Origin of the sequence: Sphingobium indicum B90A, from assembly GCF_000264945.2 — a bacterium.
GTDB lineage: Bacteria > Pseudomonadota > Alphaproteobacteria > Sphingomonadales > Sphingomonadaceae > Sphingobium > Sphingobium indicum.
In genome coordinates this window covers 1,327,866-1,345,391 of sequence record NZ_CP013070.1, presented here as the reverse complement: position 1 = coordinate 1,345,391, position 17,526 = coordinate 1,327,866, and the positions used below count along the sequence as shown (strand labels likewise).

The window sequence follows — 17,526 nt, the reverse complement described above, 5'->3', positions numbered from 1 at the left end:
ATGGCTACCAAGGCAGTCACCGACCTCAGCTTCCAGCAGGACGTCATCAGCGCGGACAAGCCCGTCCTCGTCGATTTCTGGGCGGAATGGTGCGGCCCGTGCAAGATGATCGGCCCGGCGCTGGAAGAGATTTCGGACGAACTGGCGGACAAGGTCGTCATCGCGAAGATCAATATCGACGAAAATCCCGATGCGCCCGGCCGTTACGGCGTGCGCGGCATTCCGACGATGATCCTCTTCAAGAATGGCGAAGCCGCCGCCACCAAGGTCGGCGCTGCGCCCAAGAGCGCCCTCAAGGGCTGGATCGAAAGCGTCCTCTAAGGCCTTCCACGTCCATGCCGTGCTCACGCCTTCGCGGGAGCAGCTTTTCTCATGCCGGAGCGGCGATCCGATTCAATCGGGTCGCCGCTCCGTCATTGCACCATGTCTACGTCAGCGGGATCATGACCGTCTCGGCATAGGCCGGCCTTTGGCGCAGCCTGTCATACCAGGCGCGCACATGCGGCACGTCGGGCCGGTTCATCGCCAGCGTGAAGAAACTGTGGGCATAGACGCCCATCGGCACGTCCGCGACACCGAAGCTGTCCCCGGAAAGCCAGGGCTGCGCGGCCAGCGCGCGGTCCAGGATCAGCATGGCCTCTCCCGATTCCCGCGCCGAATCCGCGATGGCGGCGGCATTGCGGTGTTCCGCCTTCCTGCGGACCAGGTTGAAAAAGGCGCCCCGCTGCGCGTCGGCAAAGCTGAACTGCCAGTCCATCCACTTGTCGCCCTGCGCCCGCGCCGCCGGATCGGCGGGCCACATGCTTTCCGGCGCGTAACGCGCGGCCAGATAGCGCAGGATCGCGTTGGATTCCCATAGCACGACGTCGCCATCCTCGATGGTAGGGATCAGCCGGTTGGGGTTCATCGCCACATAGGCGGCGCTCATCCCGAACCGGCCGCCGACATCGTGGCGGACATAGGGCAGGCCGATCTCCCCCGCGAACCAGGCGACCTTCTTCACATTATGCGAGTTGAGACGCCCCCAGATCGTCAGCATGTCCGTCCCTTTCCTTCTTCAGCGGAACAGCCGATCCGCCGCCAAGTCCCACAGCCGGGGGGATGAAGCCCCAAGCAGCCCGCGCCGCAGGTCGCCCACCATATAGGGCGAACCGTCCAGCCGCTGGCACCGCCCGCCCGCTTCGTTCACGAACAGCGTTCCCGCCGCATGATCCCAGGGCAAAGTGCGCGCGAAGACCGAAACGTCATTCTGCCCCAGCACCAGGCGCGGATATTGCTCGGCCGCGCAGCGGGGAATATCCACCAGTCGGAAAATGGCGTCCGACCGGCGCCTGACGTCGGCGCGCTCCTCCTCCGTCATGAAATAGACGGCAAGAGCGGCGACAGGCAGCGGCTCTCCGCTCTCCTTTGCATGAACCTGCTCGCCGTCGATATGGCTGCCAGCGCCCAGAATCGCATGGCACAGGCGGCCCGTCAGCGGGTCCAATATCCATCCGGCCAGGATCGTCCCCGCATCGGCCAGCGCGACGATGATGCCGAAGGGCGGCTTGCCTGCCGCGAAATTGCCGGTGCCATCGATGGGATCGACGATCCAGTTCAGCCCTTCGCCCGCCCGGTCCAATATGGCGGGGTCGGCGGCGCAGGCTTCCTCCCCGATGATGCCCGCTTCCGGCAGGATGGCGGACAGCCCTTCGGCCAGCCGGATCTCGCTTTCCTTGTCGGCGATGGTGACGAAATCGTCGGCGGCCTTCTCGCTGACCTCATGGCTGGCGAGATTCCGGTAGCGCGGCATGACGATGTCCCGCCCCACTTCGCGCATCAGCGCGACGACAGGTTCGTGCAATTCCGTCGGCATCCGCTTCGCCCCGTTCAGCTACGATAATCCGCGTTGATCGAGATATAGCCGTGGGTCAGGTCGCAGGTCCAAACCGTCGCCCGGCCGTCGCCCAGCCCCAGGTCGACGCCGATCGCTATGTCCTGCCCCTTCAGATGCGCGGCCACCGGCGCTTCGTCATAGCCCTCGACCGCCAGGCCGCCCGACGCCACCTGGGTCGCGCCGAAGCGGATGGAGAGCCTGTCCCGGTCGGCAGGCTCGCCCGCCTTGCCGATGGCGGCGACCACGCGGCCCCAATTGGCGTCCTCGCCCGCGATGGCGGTCTTCACCAGCGGCGAATTGGCGATGGAAAGGGCGATGCGGTGGGCGCTGGCGTCGCTTTCCGCGCCCTCGACCGAGATCTCCACGAATTTCGTCGCGCCTTCGCCGTCGCGCACCACCAGATGCGCAAGCTGGCGGCAGAGATCGCCCAGGGCCGCCGCGAAGGCGTCCGCCCCGGCATCCTCCATGGAGGTCAGCGGCGCATTGCCCGCCTTGCCGGTTGCGAAGGCCAGCACCGTGTCGCTGGTCGACGTGTCGCTGTCGACCGTGATGCAGGAGAAGGTCCGCTTGTTGGCGGCGGACAGCATCTGCTGCAACAATTTGGGATCGATGGCCGCGTCGGTGAAGATATAGCCCAGCATCGTCGCCATGTCGGGCGCGATCATGCCGGATCCCTTGATGATGCCGACCAGTTCGACCCGCGTGCCGCCGATCATGGCGGAGGCATGGGCGCCCTTGGCATAGGTGTCGGTCGTGCCGATGGTGGTCGCCGCATCCTCCCAGCCGCAGGGGGCGGCGGTGAAGGCGGCTTCCAGCCCGGCCTCGGCCTTGTCCACCGGCAGCGGTACGCCGATCACCCCGGTCGAGGAGATGAAGATGTCCGAAGGCTGGCAGTCGAGATGATTGGCGACCTTGGCGGCGATGGCCTCCACGGCGGCGCGGCCGCGATGGCCGGTGAAGGCGTTGGCGTTGCCGGCATTCACCACCAAGGCCCGCGCCGATCCCAGCGGAATCGCGTCCCGGCACCATTCGACTTCGGGGGAGGGGCATTTGCTCTGCGTCGTGACGCCCGCGACCGCCGTGCCTTCGACCAGTTCGACATAGGTGAGGTCGCAGCGGTCCCAATTCTTGTAGCGCGCCCGCGCCACGCGCGCCGTGACGCCCGCGATGGGCGGAAGGTCGGGGAAAAAGGCGGGGGCAAGGGGCGAACGTTCGGTCATGCCCGTCGCTTAGCGCAATATGCCCGCCCGTCAACGGCGAAGGGCAGGGGGACGGGCGTCCGGAAAGTCGCGCCACGCAACTTTGCGCCGATTGGGGCGGGCCATGCGCCTTTTCGCCCCTCGCCGACATGGCTGCTCTGATTGACTATCGCCTGTCCGCCCCCTAAATCGCCGCGCATGTCTGTGTGCGTCTTCTTGAAGGCGCATGCGTCCCCTTTTGTCAGGAACTTGCATGTTCGGCGCACTCGCCAAGTCCATTTTCGGCTCCTCCAACGACCGCTATGTGAAGTCGCTGGGCAAGACCGTCGAACAGATCGCGTCTTTCGAACCCACCATCTCCGCCATGACCGACGAGGAACTGGCGGCGCAGACCGTGCGATTCCGGGAGCGGCTGGCGCAGGGCGAGACGCTGGACGACCTGTTGCCCGAAGCCTTCGCCACGGTGCGGGAGGCGGCCAAGCGCACTCTCGGCCAGCGTCACTATGACGTGCAGATGGTGGGCGGCATCGTCCTGCATCGCGGCGAGATCGCGGAAATGCGCACGGGCGAGGGCAAGACGCTGGTTGCGACGCTCGCCACCTACCTCAACGCGCTGGAAGGGAAGGGCGTCCACGTCGTCACCGTGAACGACTATCTGGCCAGCCGCGACTGCGAATGGATGGGGCAGGTCTATCGCTTCCTGGGCCTCACCACCGGCGTCATCGTGCCGAACCTGTCGGAGGATCAGCGGCGCGAGGCCTATAACGCCGACATCACTTACGCCACGAACAACGAGCTTGGCTTCGATTATCTGCGCGACAACATGAAGTATGACCGCGCATCGATGGTGCAGCGGCCCTTCAACTTCGCCATCGTCGACGAGGTGGACTCGATCCTGATCGACGAGGCGCGCACGCCGCTGATCATCTCCGGCCCGACCGACGACAAGTCGGAGCTGTATGTCGCCGTCGACGCCATCGTGAAGCGGCTGGACGAGGCCGATTATGAGAAGGACGAGAAGCAGCGCACCGTCACCCTGACCGAGGACGGGACCGAGAAGATCGAGCGGATGCTGGAGGAGGCGGGGCTGCTGCAAGGCGCCAACCTCTATGATTTCGAGAACACCGCCGTCGTCCACCACGTCAATCAGGCGCTGCGCGCGAACGTCATGTTCCGCCGCGACATCGACTATATCGTCAAGGACGGCAAGGTCATCATCATCGACGAGTTCACCGGCCGCATGATGGACGGCCGCCGCTGGTCGGACGGGCTGCACCAGGCGGTGGAAGCCAAGGAAGGCGTGAATATCGAGCCGGAGAACCAGACGCTGGCCTCCATCACCTTCCAGAATTATTTCCGCATGTATCCCAAGCTGGGCGGCATGACCGGCACGGCCGCGACCGAAGCGACCGAATTCTTCGAAATCTACAAGATGAACGTCGTCACCATCCCGACCAACCGGCCGGTGCAACGCATTGACGAGGAAGACAGTTTCTACAAGAATCTGGAAGACAAGTTCCGCGGCATCGCCCGCACCATCCGCGAGCATCAGGAAAAGGGCCAGCCGGTCCTGGTCGGCACGGTGTCGATCGAAAAATCGGAAATGCTGTCCGAATTCCTCAACCAGGAGGGCGTGAAGCACGCGGTCCTCAACGCCCGCTTCCATGAGAGCGAAGCCCATATCGTGGCGCAGGCGGGGCGCAAGGGCGCCGTCACCATCGCCACCAACATGGCGGGACGCGGCACCGACATCAAATTGGGCGGCAACCTTGAGATGCGCGTCGAGGACGAATTGCGCGACATGCCGGAGGGGCCGGAACGGGAAGCGGCCATCGCCCGGATCGAGGCGGAGATCGAGGCGGAAAAGCAGGAAGTGCTGGCCGCCGGCGGCCTGTTCGTGCTGGCGACCGAGCGCCATGAAAGCCGCCGCATCGACAACCAGCTACGCGGCCGTTCGGGCCGTCAGGGCGACCCGGGCCTGTCGCGCTTTTACCTCAGTCTCGACGACGATCTGATGCGCATCTTCGGGCCGGACACGATGTTCGCGAAGATGATCCGCTCCAATCTGGAGGATGGCGAGGCGTTGCCGCCTTCGAAGTGGCTCAGCAAGGCCATCGAGACCGCGCAGAAGAAGGTCGAGGCGCGCAACTACGACATCCGCAAGCAGGTCGTCGAATATGACGACGTGATGAACGACCAGCGCAAGGTCATCTACGAACAGCGCAGCGACATCATGGATGCGGAGACGGTGGACGACGTCGTCACCGACATGCGGCATGAGACGGTCAACGATCTGGTCGGCGCGTCCTGCCCGCCGGGCACCTATCCCGAACAGTGGGATATGGATCGGCTGAAGGCCCGCACGGCCGAGGTGCTGAACCTGGCGCCCGATTTCGACGCCTGGCTGGCGGAGGATCATGTCGATCCGGAGATGATCGAGGAACGGCTGAGGGCGCTGGCGGACGAGGCCGTGGCGGACAAGGTCAAGGAACTCGACCCCGAAAACTGGCATATGATCGAAAAGTCGATCCTGCTCCAGAGCCTGGATCATCATTGGAAGGAGCATCTGTCGACCCTCGACGCGCTCCGCCAGGTCGTCCATCTGCGCGCCTATGCGCAGAAGACGCCGATCAACGAATATAAGCAGGAAGCCTTCGCTTTGTTCGAGCGCATGCTGGGCAATATCCGCGAGGATGTGACCGGCTCCATCGCCCGCGTCCAGTTCCGCATGGAAGAACCGCTACCGGAATTCGACCTGCCGGTGCTGCCCGACTTCATCACCACCCATATCGACCCCTTTTCGGGCGAGGATAATAGCGGCGACATCGACGGCGGGCAGATCAGCGGCATCACCACCACCCTGCCGCGTCCTCCCGCAGGCGGGCAGGCCGGAGAGTTCGCCAATCTGGACATCAGCCGCAACGCGCCATGCCCCTGCGGTTCGGGCCAGAAATACAAGCATTGCCACGGCGCGCTCAGCTAGAGCGATTTCCAGGCGATCGGTACCGATCGCTGGTCAAGAAATCGCGGAAAACGAAGAATCCGGAGCGAGTTTCGATCTGATCCAATCAGATCGAAACTCGCTCTAGGCGCGCCGGGACTCTTCCATCCGGAACCTGAAATCAGCCAGACCGCGCCTATTCGCCGGGCCGGCCATCGTGCAGTTTCGCCCATAATGCGGCAGTCCCGGCTTCCTGCGCCTTGTTCACATATTGCGCGGCAATCAGCCAGCCCTTGATCGGACGCAAGGGAAGCACGGTCGTCAGGATCAGCACCGGAACACCCACGGCCAGATGCACCCAAATTCCCGGACGCGCCAAAATCTCCAGCATGATGATGAAGATCACGCCGGGGACGCAGGCGAATAGCTGCACGAACACGGCTGGCCCATCCGCCGGATCGGCAAAGTCGTAGTTCAGCCCGCAAATCTCGCAATGATCGCGCACTGTGAGGAAGCCGCGGAAAATATGCCCAGCGCCGCAGCGGGGGCACCGGCCAAAGGGGCCGGTCTCCATCGGTGACAGCCGCTTCCAGCGGCCTCCCTCCTGGGTTGCCGGTTGCATCGCTGATATTCTGTCTGTGTCGCTCATCGTCATGCCATTCTGCCTATCGCAGAAATGTCGCCATATCCTGCGGATTTTCAATTGGGCTTTTTGCCCCAGGGGCCGTGGGCGCCGGATCACGGGATTGACGTTACGGAAAGCGCGTGTCTAGCTTTGGATAGATTGCCAGGGACATCCGCGCCTGATAATCCGGCCAGGATTTGGATGCCCGACAGCAAACAAATCGCGCTCCCGGCTTTCCCTTGCTCGGGAGCGCTTTTTTATTCGTAATTCAAGATGCCGGTGAAAGTTCCGGAAAGCCGGGTCGGTCGACAAGGCGCATGAAGCCGATCAGGGCTCCCGCTCCATCGCATCGTGAAGCACCTGATCGGGGCAGGACATGGCAAGGGCCCTGACCTTGTAGCGCAGCGCGAGTTCGCGATGGGCGGCAATCTCCTGCGACGAAGCGCTGCGCCTTTGCGCGGCGTCGGCTTTCGCGGCTTCTTCTCTTGCACGCCGAAACAGGTAGCGGGCGTCGGTATCGGCAGACATCGTCACCTCCGATGATAGTCGACCGCTTCCTAGCACGAAGAAAACCGTCCCGCTTTAACGGGGATCAAATTGGATGGCGGACAGGGTGGGATTCGAACCCACGGTGAGCGTGAACCCACGGCGGTTTTCAAGACCGCTGCCTTAAACCACTCGGCCACCTGTCCGTCGCCACGCTTCCTAGAGTGATTTCCAAGCGATCGGAACCGATCGCTGTTTAAGAGATCGCGGAAAACAAAGAATCTAGAGCGGCGATCTGATTCAACCAGATCGAAACCCGCTCTAGCGAAGCCGACGGCCTTGCCAAGCGTAAAATGGCGGGTGCGCGGTTTCATCGCCGGAATGGCGCGGCGCGCCAATAAGGGGATTCACGCCGCGCTATCCCTGTGCAACAAAAGGGGTTGAGGAGATTCTTCAATGCGTTCGTCGATCATGTCGCTGTTGCTGGGGCTCGCCGCCGTGATGGCAGGCGGCCTGACGGCGGACAGCGTCAGCGCGCAGGAGGATGTCGCCTTTCGCGCCTATCTAGAATCCCTCCGCCCGAAGGCGCGGGCGATGGGCATCCGGGACATGACGCTGGACAGTGTGTTTCCGGGCCTGACGCCCAATCCCCGCGTCATCCAGCTCGACCAGAACCAGCCCGGCGGCGGCGCCTACGCCCCCATTCCCAATTTCGAGCCGTATCGCCGCCAGCATGTCGACGCGGCGCGCATCGGCCGCGGCCGCACGGCCTATCTCGCAAACCGCGCCAGGCTCGCGCGGATCGAGGCGGAAACCGGCGTGCCGGAGGAGATCATGGTCGCCATTTACGGCCATGAGACCAATTATGGCGCCTATACCGGCGATTTCGACCTGATCCGCTCGCTCGCCACCCTTTCCTATGAGGGGCGCCGCCGCGCCTTGTTCGAACCGGAATTGCTGGCGACGCTCAAGATGCTGGACAATGGCGTGCCGCGCAGCCGCCTGGTGGGCAGTTGGGCGGGCGCGACGGGCTATCCCCAGTTCCTGCCCAGCGTCTATCTGCGGCTGGGCAGGGACGGCGACGGCGACGGCCGCGTCGACATCTGGAACAGCGAGGCCGACGCGCTGGCCTCCATCGCCAATTATTTCGTCCATGCCGGATGGCGGCGCGGCCAGCCGTGGGGCATCGCGGTGTCCGTGCCCGCCGGTCTTGATCGATCCGCCCTTGCCGCCCGCACCAGTCCCGCCCGCTGCCCCCGCGTGTTCAACCGGCACAGCCGCTGGCTCAGCATGGCGGAATGGCGGCGCATGGGGATAGTGCCGAGCGGGGGCGGATGGCCCGCCGACCGGGTGATGGCGACGCTGCTGGAGCCCGATGGTCCGGGCAAGACCGCCTATCTGCTCACCAGCAATTACCGGGCGATCCTCGACTATAACTGCTCGAATTTCTACGCCTTGTCGGTCGGCCTGCTCGCCGACGCGGTGAAGCAATAGAGCGCTTTGCTATTGGTCCTGCCATGGCTAATGAAAGCGCTAGGCACTCGAAGAATCCACCAGTCCGAAGGCAATCCTGCATGAAGAAGTCCATCGCCGCCCTCCTGTTCGTCGGGTTGCTCTCCGCGCCGCTGACCGCCGCTGCGCCGCCCTATAGCAGCGAAGCGCCGATCGCCTATATGAAGGACCTCTCGTCAGGCGCGGTGCTCTACAACAAGGGTGGCGACACGCGGATACCGCCGGCCTCCATGGCGAAGATGATGACGGCCCATGTCGCCTTCCGCCTGATCCAGAAGGGCGACCTGAAACTGGACCAGAAATTCACCGTCCGGCCGGAAACCTGGCAGCAATGGCACGGCCCCCAGGCCGGTTCGACCATGTTCCTGTCGCCCGGCGAGCAGGTGTCGGTGGAAAACCTGCTGCACGGCATCGTCACGCTTTCGGGCAACGACGCCTGCGTCGTGCTGGCGGAGGGGATCGCCGGGACCGAGCAGGCCTTCGTCGCGCTGATGAACCAGGAGGCGAAGCGCCTGGGCCTCAAGAACAGCAATTTCGGCACCAGCAATGGCTGGCCGGACGAAGGCGTGACCTATGTCACCGCCGCCGACCTGGCGGCGCTGGCCGAAGCGACGATCGAGGAAACGCCGAACCTCTACAAGAAATTCTACGCCACGCGCAGCTTCACCTGGGGCAAGACGATGGGCGGCGCGGACATCGAACAGGGCAACCGCAATCCCATATTGGGCAAGGTGGCCGGGGCCGACGGGCTCAAGACCGGACATACGCAGGAGGCGGGATTCGGCTTCACCGGATCTGCCGAGCAGGAGGGGCGCCGCTTGGTCATGGTCGTCGCCGGCCTCACCAGCTTCAATCAGCGGATCGCCGAATCCGTGCGCTTCATGGACTGGGGCTTCCGCGCATGGAAGGCGCAGCCGCTGTTCAAGAAGGGCCAGACGGTCGAGACCGCCGAAGTGCAGCTTGGCAGCGCGACCAGCGTGCCCCTGGTGGCGCCGCAGGACATGGCCGTGACCCTGCCCCGCGCCGCGTCGTCCAACATCTCGGTCAAGGTCGCCTATACCGGCCCGATCAAGGCCCCCATCGCCAAGGGGCAGCGGATCGCGCAACTGATCGTCTCCACCCCTGATACCCCACCGCAAATCCTGCCGCTCGTCGCCGGGGAGGATGTCTCCGAAGCCGGGATCTTCGGCCGATTGTGGAACGGGCTGAAGTCGTTTTTCGGGTGACGGCCCCGGGAAAGACGCGGGGCCGCTTCATCTCCCTGGAAGGGGGGGAGGGGGTGGGCAAGTCGACCCAGTTGCGGGCGCTTGCCGCTGCCCTGCGCGCGCGCGGCCTGGACGTGGTTGAAACCCGCGAGCCGGGCGGCAGCGAAGGGGCGGAGGCCATTCGCGCCCTGCTGCTGACCGGGGGCGCCGACCGCTGGAGTCCGCGGGCCGAAGCGCTGCTGTTCGCCGCAGCCCGCGCCGATCATGTTGAAAAGACGATCCGCCCGGCGCTGGAGCGGGGGGCATGGGTGCTCTCCGACCGTTTCCTGGACAGCAGCCGCGCCTATCAGGGCATGGGGGCGCTGACCGACGCGGACATATTGGCGCTTCATCGGATCGGCAGCGACGGTTTCCTGCCCGACCGGACCCTCTTCCTCACCCTGCCGGAGGAGGAGGCGAGCGCTCGCGCACGGTCCCGCGATGGGGATGCGGCGGACAGGATCGGCGGGCGCGACCGGGATTTTCACCTGGCCGTCTCCACCGCCTTCCATCGGTTCGCGGCGCAGGAACCGACGCGCTTCCTTGCCGTCGACGCCTCGGGCGAAGCCGGGGCGGTGACGGCTCGGCTGATTGAAGCGGTGCGGGACTTGCTGCCATGACGTCACTTCTCGGCCATGACGAGCAGGCCCATACTTTGCTGGGCGCGGCGCGGAGCGGCCGTCTGCACCATGGCTGGATCCTCGTGGGTCCACGCGGCATCGGCAAGGCGAGCTTCGCCCGCGCCATCGCGCTGCGCCTGCTGGCGGAGGCGGCGGGGCCGCCCATGGCGGCGGACGGGCTGGAGGTGCCGCAGGACCACCCGATCCGCCGCCTGTTCGAGGCCGACGCCCATCCCGACTATGCCGATCTTTTCTGCCTGGAAAAGGAAAGCGGCACGGCGCGCAACATCACGGTCGATCAGGTCCGGGGCCTCCAGCGCCTGATCCAGTCGGCTCCTTCCCTGTCCACGCGGCGGATCGTGGTGATCGACAGCGCCGACGATCTGGAGCGTGGCGCGGCCAATGCGCTGCTCAAGAATCTGGAGGAGCCGCCGGCCGACATGCTGTTCCTGCTGGTCAGCCATGCGCCCGGCCGGCTGCTGCCGACCATCCGCTCCCGCTGCCGCACGCTGCGTTTCGACAGTTTGGGCGAGGATGCCATGCGCAGCATTCTGCGCCAGGCGGACGCGGGCCTGTCTCCGGACGAACTGGCGGCGCTGGTCCGCGCAGGCGAGGGCTCTCCCGGCAAGGCATTGCGCTATGCCGGCCTCAACATGGCGGACATGGAAAATTCGCTGGCCGCCATCGCGGCTGACGGCGACCCCGGCAATCGCCAGCGGCTGATGCTGGCCAGGATGCTGGCGTCCAAGGCGGCGCGGCCCCGTTATGAGGCCTTTCTGGAGCGTGCACCGGCCTTCATCGCGGCGGCGGCGCGCCAGCGGCAGGGGAGCGATCTCGGCAAGGCGCTGGACCATTGGGAAGCCGCCCGCCAGCTTGCGGGCGGAGCCATCATCCTGTCGCTCGAACCGGGGGCGGTGGTTTTCGAACTGGCCGGGCATGTCGCGGCCCTCGCCCGCTGAAAAGCGGCTTTGCGCAAGGGCTAACACCCGCTAGGGAAGGCCCATGTCCAAGCCCTATACCATCACGACCGCCATCAGCTACCCCAATGGCCGCCCGCATATCGGCCACGCCTATGAAGTGATCGCCACCGACGCGATCGCCCGTTTCCAGCGAATGATGGGCCGCGACGTCTTCTTCCAGACCGGCACGGACGAACATGGGCTGAAAATGGCCCAGACCGCGCGCAGCCGGGACATGGAACCGCGCGCGCTCGCCGATGAAATGTCTGGATTTTTCAAGGCCATGAACGATGGTTTGAATATCAGCTATGATCGTTTTATCCGCACCAGCGAGCCGGATCACCATCGCGCCAGCCAGGCGATCTGGCAGGCGATGGAGGCCAATGGCGACCTCTATCTCGGCCGTTATGAAGGCTGGTATTCCGTCCGGGACGAGGCCTTTTACGACGAAAAGGAACTGACGGAGGGAGAGGGCGGCCAGAAGCTCTCGCCCCAGGGCACGCCGGTGGAATGGACGGTGGAGGAAAGCTGGTTCTTCCGCCTGTCCGCCTATCAGCAGAAGCTGCTGGACCTCTACGCTAACCAGCCGGACTTCATCCAGCCCGACAGCCGCCGCAATGAGATCATGCGCTTCGTCGAGGGAGGACTGTCCGACCTCAGCGTGTCACGCACCAGCTTCGACTGGGGCGTGAAGGTGCCGGGCAGCGACGGCCATGTCATGTATGTGTGGGTGGACGCGCTCACCAACTACATCACTGGCTGCGGCTATCCCGACGATGCCGAACGCATGGCCCGATACTGGTCGGAAGGGGGCGACATCACGCACATCATCGGCAAGGACATCGTGCGTTTTCATACCGTTTACTGGCCGGCCTTCCTGATGAGCGCGAAGCTGTCCCTGCCCAAACAGGTCTTCGGCCACGGCTTCCTCCTCAACCGGGGGGAAAAGATGTCGAAGTCGCTCGGCAATGTGGCCGATCCGATGGAACTGGCGGAGCGTTTCGGCGTGGACCAGCTTCGCTATTTCCTGCTGTCGGAAGTCACCTTCGGCAATGACGGCAGCTACAGCGCGGAGGCGATCGTCGCCCGTTCGAACAGCGACCTCGCCAACAGCTTCGGCAATCTGGCCCAACGGACGCTGAGTTTCATCGCCAAGAATCTGGAAGGCCGCCTCCCTGAGACCGCGGCGCAGGACGTCGACCGCGATCTTCTTGCGACCGTCGGCGAAGCGGCCCGGACTTTCCAGGCGGCCATGGCCGACCTGGCGCCATCGACAGCCATCGAAGCATGGATGCGGGCCGTCTTCGCCTGCAACGCCTATATCGACGCGCAGGCGCCCTGGACGCTCCGCAAGACCGATCCCGCCCGGATGGAGGCCGTGCTCGCTACCCTCTATGAGGCCATCGCCGATCTTGCCATCGTCATCCAGCCGATCATCCCGGCAAGCGCCGCTGCCCTGCTGGAACAGATGGGGATAGCCGAGGATGGCCGGAGCTATGCCGCCATCGGTAGCGACTGGTATGCGCGGCTTCGCGCTTCCGGCTTCACCCTTAACGCGCCCAAGCCGCTTTTCCCGCGCCTCGAACTGCCCGTCGAAGAGGCGTAATATGTTCATCGACAGCCATTGCCACTTGAATTACAAGGGGTTGGTCGAGGATCAGCAGAATGTGCTCGAACGGGCGCGTGGCGCCGGCGTCGGACTGATGCTCAACATCGCCACACGCGAAAGCGAGTGGGACGATGTGCTGGACACCGCGTTGCGCGAACCAGACGTCTGGGCGACCGTCGGCATCCATCCGCATGAGGCGGACGAGCATCCGCATGTCGATACCGCGAAGCTGGTCGAGCGCGCAGCCCATCCGCGCATCGTCGGCATAGGAGAGACCGGCCTGGATTATTATTACGACCATAGCGACCGGGAACGGCAGCAACGCAGCTTCCGCGCCCATATCGCCGCGTCCCGCAAAACCGGCCTGCCGCTGATCGTCCACACCCGCGATGCGGAGGAGGACACGCTCGCCATCATGCGCGATGAGATGGGGAAGGGGGCCTATGGCGGCGTCATCCATTGCTTCACCGCCAGCGGCGCCTTTGCCGATGCCGCCATGGAACTGGGTTTCCATATCAGCATTTCCGGCATCGTGACCTTCAAGAGCGCCAGGGATTTGCAGGAAACGGCGGCTCGCCTGCCGCTGGACAGGCTGCTCATCGAAACAGACTCTCCCTTCCTCGCTCCGGTTCCCCATCGCGGCAGGCCTTGCGAACCGGCTTTCGTGGCCGACACGGCCCGTTTCCTGGCGAATTTGCGGGGCGAGAGCGTCGAGCAACTGGCCGAGGCGACCTCCGCCAATTTCCGCACATTGTTCAGCAAGGCGGCATGAGCCTGAAGCTCACCATTCTGGGCAGCGGCACTTCCTCCGGCGTTCCGCGGATCGGCAATGACTGGGGCGCCTGCGATCCCCAGGAATCGAAGAACCGCCGCACCCGCGCATCGATCCTGGTCGAAAGCCCCACGACCCGGCTGCTCATCGACACGTCGCCGGACATGCGCGCCCAGTTGCTGGCGGCCGACGTGGTGCGGATCGACGCCATATTGTGGACGCATGACCATGCCGACCATAGCCATGGCCTGGACGACGTCCGTCAGCTTTACCACCATCGCGGCACGCCCGTGCCCGGCTATGCGCGCCCGCAGACCCTGCGCCTGCTCCGGGAACGCTTCGGCTATGCCTTCGAAGGACGCCATGGCTATCACCCGACGATCGAACCCCATGCGCTGCCCGACGGACTGCGCATCGGGGACATCAGCATCGCCTGCACCGATCAGCCCCATGGCGAGATATTCTCCACCGGATTCCGCTTCACGCATGATGGCCATTCCATTGGATATGCCACTGATTTCCACGATATAACGGCCGATATGCTGGCGCTGTACGACGGGTTGGACATCTGGGTGGTCGACGCCCTGCGGGAAAGGCCGCATCCAACGCATGCACATCTGGCGCTTACCCTGGACGCCGTGCAGGCGGTACGGCCCCGCCGCGCCATATTGATCCATATGGACCAGAGCATGGATTATGCGACGCTGTGCCGGACACTCCCGGAAGGCGTCGAACCGGGTTATGACGGGCTGGTGGCCGAATTGGGCGCGGCATAGGGGGCGGGGGCAGGCGATGGATGGCGATCAGGCGATGTCCAGTCTCTGGTACGTGCTGGCGCTTGTCCTGGTCGGATCGGCCCTGCTCGCTCGACGGGCGCCGACAGGCGGCCTCCTGCGCATGGCCGTGCTCTGGATCGTCATCTTCGCCATATTGTTGGGGCTGTTCAAGGCCGGCGAAAAATTCGGCCTGTTTTCCAGCCGCATATATGGGGAAGGGGGCGAGGCCCCGTCATCGTCGACCCATGACGCGCAGAAGGCCTTGCCGTCCGCGCGAGTGGAGGGGCAGGCGCTGCGCATACCCGTCGCGCCGGACGGCCATTATTGGGTCGAGGGAATGGTCAACGGCAACCCGACGCGCTTTCTGATCGACAGCGGCGCCAGCGTCACCGCCCTGTCGGTGAACGCGGCCCGGACATCGGGCCTTAATTTCGACCTGAACGCGCCCGGCCTCAGCATGATGACCGCGAACGGCAAGATCGACGTCAAGCGCTCGACCATCGCCACGCTCGTCGTCGGCCCGATCCGGGCGAGCGACCTCGACATCGTCGTTTCGCCGGCTTTCGGGGAGGTCAATGTGATCGGAATGAACATGCTGTCCCGGCTGAAAAGCTGGTCCGTGCAGAATGGAGAGATGGTGCTGACCCCATGACATCATCGATTGCGCCACCCGATCAGCGCCAGCGCCTGAAGGCGATCATCGGCGGTTCCACCGGCAATCTGGTGGAATGGTATGACTGGTATGCCTATTCGGCCTTCACCCTCTATTTCGCCCAGCATTTCTTCCCCAGCGAAGACCGCACCGCTCAATTGCTGAGCGCCGCGGGCATTTTCGCGGTCGGTTTCCTGATGCGACCCATCGGCGCCTGGCTGATGGGCGTCTATGCCGATCGCCACGGCCGGAAAAGCGGCCTGACGCTCTCCGTGGCGCTGATGTGCGCCGGCTCTTTGCTGATCGCCGTCACGCCATCCTATGACCGCGTCGGGGTCGCCGCGCCCTTGCTGCTGGTGCTTGCGCGCCTGATGCAGGGCCTGTCGATCGGCGGCGAATATGGCGCCAGCGCCACCTACCTGTCCGAAATGGCGGGACGCAACCATCGCGGCTTTTTCTCCAGCTTCCAATATGTGACGCTGATCGCCGGACAGCTTGTCGCCATCTGCGTCCTGCTCGCGCTCCAGGCCATGCTCACAGAGGCTGAACTGGACGCCTGGGGTTGGCGCATTCCTTTCCTGATCGGCGGCGCGCTGGCGATCGTAGTCTTCTGGTTGCGGCGCGGACTGGCCGAAACCCAGAGCTTTGCCGTGGCCAAGGCGGAAGGCGCGCCCAAATCCGGCTTCGTGGAACTCGTAACCCGGCACCCGCGCGAGACGCTGACGGTGATGTTGCTGACGGCGGGCGGCACGATCGCTTTCTATGCCTATTCCATCTACATGCAAAAATTCCTGGTCAATACCAGCGGTCTCAGCCGGGAAAAAGCGTCTCAGATCAATGGGATAACGCTCTTTCTTTTCATGCTGCTTCAGCCTATCGCCGGCGCGCTTTCCGACCGGATCGGGCGCAAGCCGCTGATGATCGGCTTCGGCCTGATGGGCGTCGTCTGCACCTATCCCATCTTCGCGACGCTGGCCGTCACCAGGGATCCGTGGGTGGCGGGGCTGCTCGTGATGGCCGGCCTGGTGATCGTGACGGGCTACACCTCGATCAACGCGGTGGTGAAGGCGGAGCTGTTTCCGGCCCATATCCGCGCCTTGGGCGTGGCCTTGCCCTATGCGCTGGCCAACACGCTGTTCGGCGGCACGGCGGAATTCGTCGCGCTCTGGTTCAAGCAGGCTGGCGTCGAACAGGCGTTCTACATCTATGTGTCGGGAATGATCGGCATTTCGCTGATCGTCTATATCCGCATGCGCGATACGCAGCGGCATAGCCGGATATTGGAAGATTGAGGGCCGCAAGGATCATCTGTGATTTAACATAATCCTTATTATCGGACTTTCATATTCATGGTCGAAAGCTGGCCTTCACCCTTCCGACGCCCTATCCATCATCAGCCCACCCACTGATCCAGAGTTTCCCATGTCATTCAACAACAAGGCGAGCCCCGCCGACATCATGCCGCTTGCCAATGTCATGGCGCGCCTGCGCGATCCTGAAACGGGCTGTCCCTGGGACATCGAACAGGATTTCGCGAGCATCGCGCCCTATACGATTGAGGAAGCCTATGAGGTTGCCGATGCCATAGAGCGCGACGATATGGCGGCGCTGCGCGACGAATTGGGCGACCTGCTGCTGCAAGTGGCCTTCCATAGCCGCATGGCGGAACAGGCTGGCCATTTCACCTTGCAGGACGTCATCGACGGCATCACCGAAAAAATGATCCGCCGCCACCCCCATGTCTTTGGCGAAGGGACCGACCGCAAGGACGGCCACGCCCAATGGGAAGCCATCAAGGCGGCCGAGCGAGCCGAAAAGGAGCCGGATCAAAGCGCGCTGGCGGGCGTCGCCATTGCGTTGCCCGCCCTGCTCCGTGCCGAAAAGCTCCAGAAACGCGCCGCCCGCACGGGGTTCGATTGGCCCGACCTGGGCGGCGTCATCGACAAGATCGAGGAGGAGCTGGGCGAAGTGCGGGCGGCCGCTTCCCAGGCGGAACGGGAGGAGGAGGTGGGCGACCTTCTCTTCGCCGTGGTCAACCTTGCCCGTCATCTGAAAGTCGATCCTGAGGTCGCCCTACGCACCGCCAACGGCAAGTTCGACAAGCGCTTCCGCATCATGGAGACCCTGGCGGGCGACAATTTCGCTGCCCTTTCCCTGGATGAGAAGGAAGGTTTGTGGCAGCAGGCAAAAAGGCAGTTGCAGCCGCCGCGATAGCGCGACATGGCCCTCCCGCCAGCGCAGGGCGATCAGGAAAA

Annotated in this window: 17 protein-coding genes and 1 tRNA gene; 12 read left to right on the top strand and 6 right to left on the bottom strand. The window is 64.3% G+C overall.

From position 1 onward, the window contains the following. The gene (trxA, locus tag SIDU_RS06520) at positions 1-321 is read left to right on the top strand and encodes a thioredoxin TrxA (protein ID WP_007689111.1); all 321 of its coding nucleotides are present in this window, start codon (positions 1-3) and stop codon (positions 319-321) included. Between the two features lie 106 nt (positions 322-427). Here the strand turns inward: trxA and SIDU_RS06515 are convergent, their stop codons facing one another. The 3 genes from SIDU_RS06515 to argJ are packed head-to-tail and all read right to left on the bottom strand — an operon-like array spanning position 428 to position 3,096. Next, entirely contained in the window at positions 428-1,039 is a 612-nt protein-coding gene (locus SIDU_RS06515) for a glutathione S-transferase family protein (protein ID WP_007689113.1), read from the bottom strand. An 18-nt stretch (positions 1,040-1,057) separates the two neighbouring features. Then, positions 1,058-1,855 (bottom strand): inositol monophosphatase family protein, encoded by a 798-nt coding sequence (locus SIDU_RS06510; protein ID WP_007689115.1) that lies wholly within the window; start codon positions 1,853-1,855, stop codon positions 1,058-1,060. A gap of 14 nt (positions 1,856-1,869) precedes the next feature. Further along, on the bottom strand, positions 1,870-3,096 hold the full coding sequence (gene argJ, locus SIDU_RS06505) for a bifunctional glutamate N-acetyltransferase/amino-acid acetyltransferase ArgJ (RefSeq protein ID WP_007689122.1): 1,227 nt from the start codon (positions 3,094-3,096) through the stop codon (positions 1,870-1,872). Positions 3,097-3,328: 232 nt separating this feature from the next. Here argJ and secA point away from each other — a divergent pair, with 232 nt between their 5' ends. Continuing rightward, on the top strand, positions 3,329-6,058 hold the full coding sequence (gene secA / locus SIDU_RS06500; protein ID WP_007689124.1) for a preprotein translocase subunit SecA: 2,730 nt from the start codon (positions 3,329-3,331) through the stop codon (positions 6,056-6,058). A gap of 154 nt (positions 6,059-6,212) precedes the next feature. On the opposite strand, the gene SIDU_RS06495 is transcribed toward secA, so the two are convergent. From SIDU_RS06495 to SIDU_RS06485, 3 genes are all read right to left on the bottom strand, one after another. Further along, the gene (locus tag SIDU_RS06495; RefSeq protein ID WP_020820873.1) at positions 6,213-6,638 is read right to left on the bottom strand and encodes a DUF983 domain-containing protein; all 426 of its coding nucleotides are present in this window, start codon (positions 6,636-6,638) and stop codon (positions 6,213-6,215) included. Between the two features lie 330 nt (positions 6,639-6,968). Continuing rightward, entirely contained in the window at positions 6,969-7,169 is a 201-nt protein-coding gene (locus SIDU_RS06490) for a hypothetical protein (RefSeq protein WP_013039990.1), read from the bottom strand. A 74-nt stretch (positions 7,170-7,243) separates the two neighbouring features. Next, positions 7,244-7,333 (bottom strand) — tRNA-Ser (locus SIDU_RS06485). Between the two features lie 250 nt (positions 7,334-7,583). Here SIDU_RS06485 and SIDU_RS06480 point away from each other — a divergent pair. From SIDU_RS06480 to mazG, 10 genes are all read left to right on the top strand, one after another. Further along, entirely contained in the window at positions 7,584-8,621 is a 1,038-nt protein-coding gene (locus SIDU_RS06480) for a lytic murein transglycosylase (protein ID WP_007689135.1), read from the top strand. Between the two features lie 80 nt (positions 8,622-8,701). Continuing rightward, positions 8,702-9,865, top strand: coding sequence for a D-alanyl-D-alanine carboxypeptidase family protein (locus tag SIDU_RS06475; protein ID WP_007689136.1), 1,164 nt, complete (start codon positions 8,702-8,704; stop codon positions 9,863-9,865). Further along, the gene (tmk, locus tag SIDU_RS06470) at positions 9,862-10,503 is read left to right on the top strand and encodes a dTMP kinase (RefSeq protein WP_007689137.1); all 642 of its coding nucleotides are present in this window, start codon (positions 9,862-9,864) and stop codon (positions 10,501-10,503) included. The genes SIDU_RS06475 and tmk overlap by 4 nt, the downstream gene beginning before the upstream one ends. Further along, a complete protein-coding gene (locus SIDU_RS06465) occupies positions 10,500-11,462 on the top strand; it encodes an AAA family ATPase (protein WP_007689138.1) in 963 nt (320 codons plus the stop codon). The genes tmk and SIDU_RS06465 overlap by 4 nt, the downstream gene beginning before the upstream one ends. A gap of 43 nt (positions 11,463-11,505) precedes the next feature. Then, positions 11,506-13,068, top strand: coding sequence for a methionine--tRNA ligase (metG, locus tag SIDU_RS06460; RefSeq protein WP_007689140.1), 1,563 nt, complete (start codon positions 11,506-11,508; stop codon positions 13,066-13,068). Between the two features lies 1 nt (position 13,069). Continuing rightward, the gene (locus SIDU_RS06455) at positions 13,070-13,843 is read left to right on the top strand and encodes a TatD family hydrolase (protein WP_007689142.1); all 774 of its coding nucleotides are present in this window, start codon (positions 13,070-13,072) and stop codon (positions 13,841-13,843) included. Then, on the top strand, positions 13,840-14,619 hold the full coding sequence (locus SIDU_RS06450; RefSeq protein WP_007689144.1) for an MBL fold metallo-hydrolase: 780 nt from the start codon (positions 13,840-13,842) through the stop codon (positions 14,617-14,619). The genes SIDU_RS06455 and SIDU_RS06450 overlap by 4 nt, the downstream gene beginning before the upstream one ends. 16 nt (positions 14,620-14,635) lie before the next feature. Next, positions 14,636-15,271, top strand: coding sequence for a retropepsin-like aspartic protease family protein (locus tag SIDU_RS06445; protein ID WP_020820866.1), 636 nt, complete (start codon positions 14,636-14,638; stop codon positions 15,269-15,271). Next, positions 15,268-16,563, top strand: a complete 1,296-nt coding sequence (locus SIDU_RS06440) for an MFS transporter (RefSeq protein WP_007689149.1) — start codon at positions 15,268-15,270, stop codon at positions 16,561-16,563. Before SIDU_RS06445 ends, SIDU_RS06440 begins: the two co-directional genes overlap by 4 nt. A 130-nt stretch (positions 16,564-16,693) precedes the next feature. After that, complete coding sequence (gene mazG, locus SIDU_RS06435; protein ID WP_007689151.1) at positions 16,694-17,485, top strand: nucleoside triphosphate pyrophosphohydrolase; 792 nt, start codon at positions 16,694-16,696, stop codon at positions 17,483-17,485. Positions 17,486-17,526: the final 41 nt, after the last annotated feature.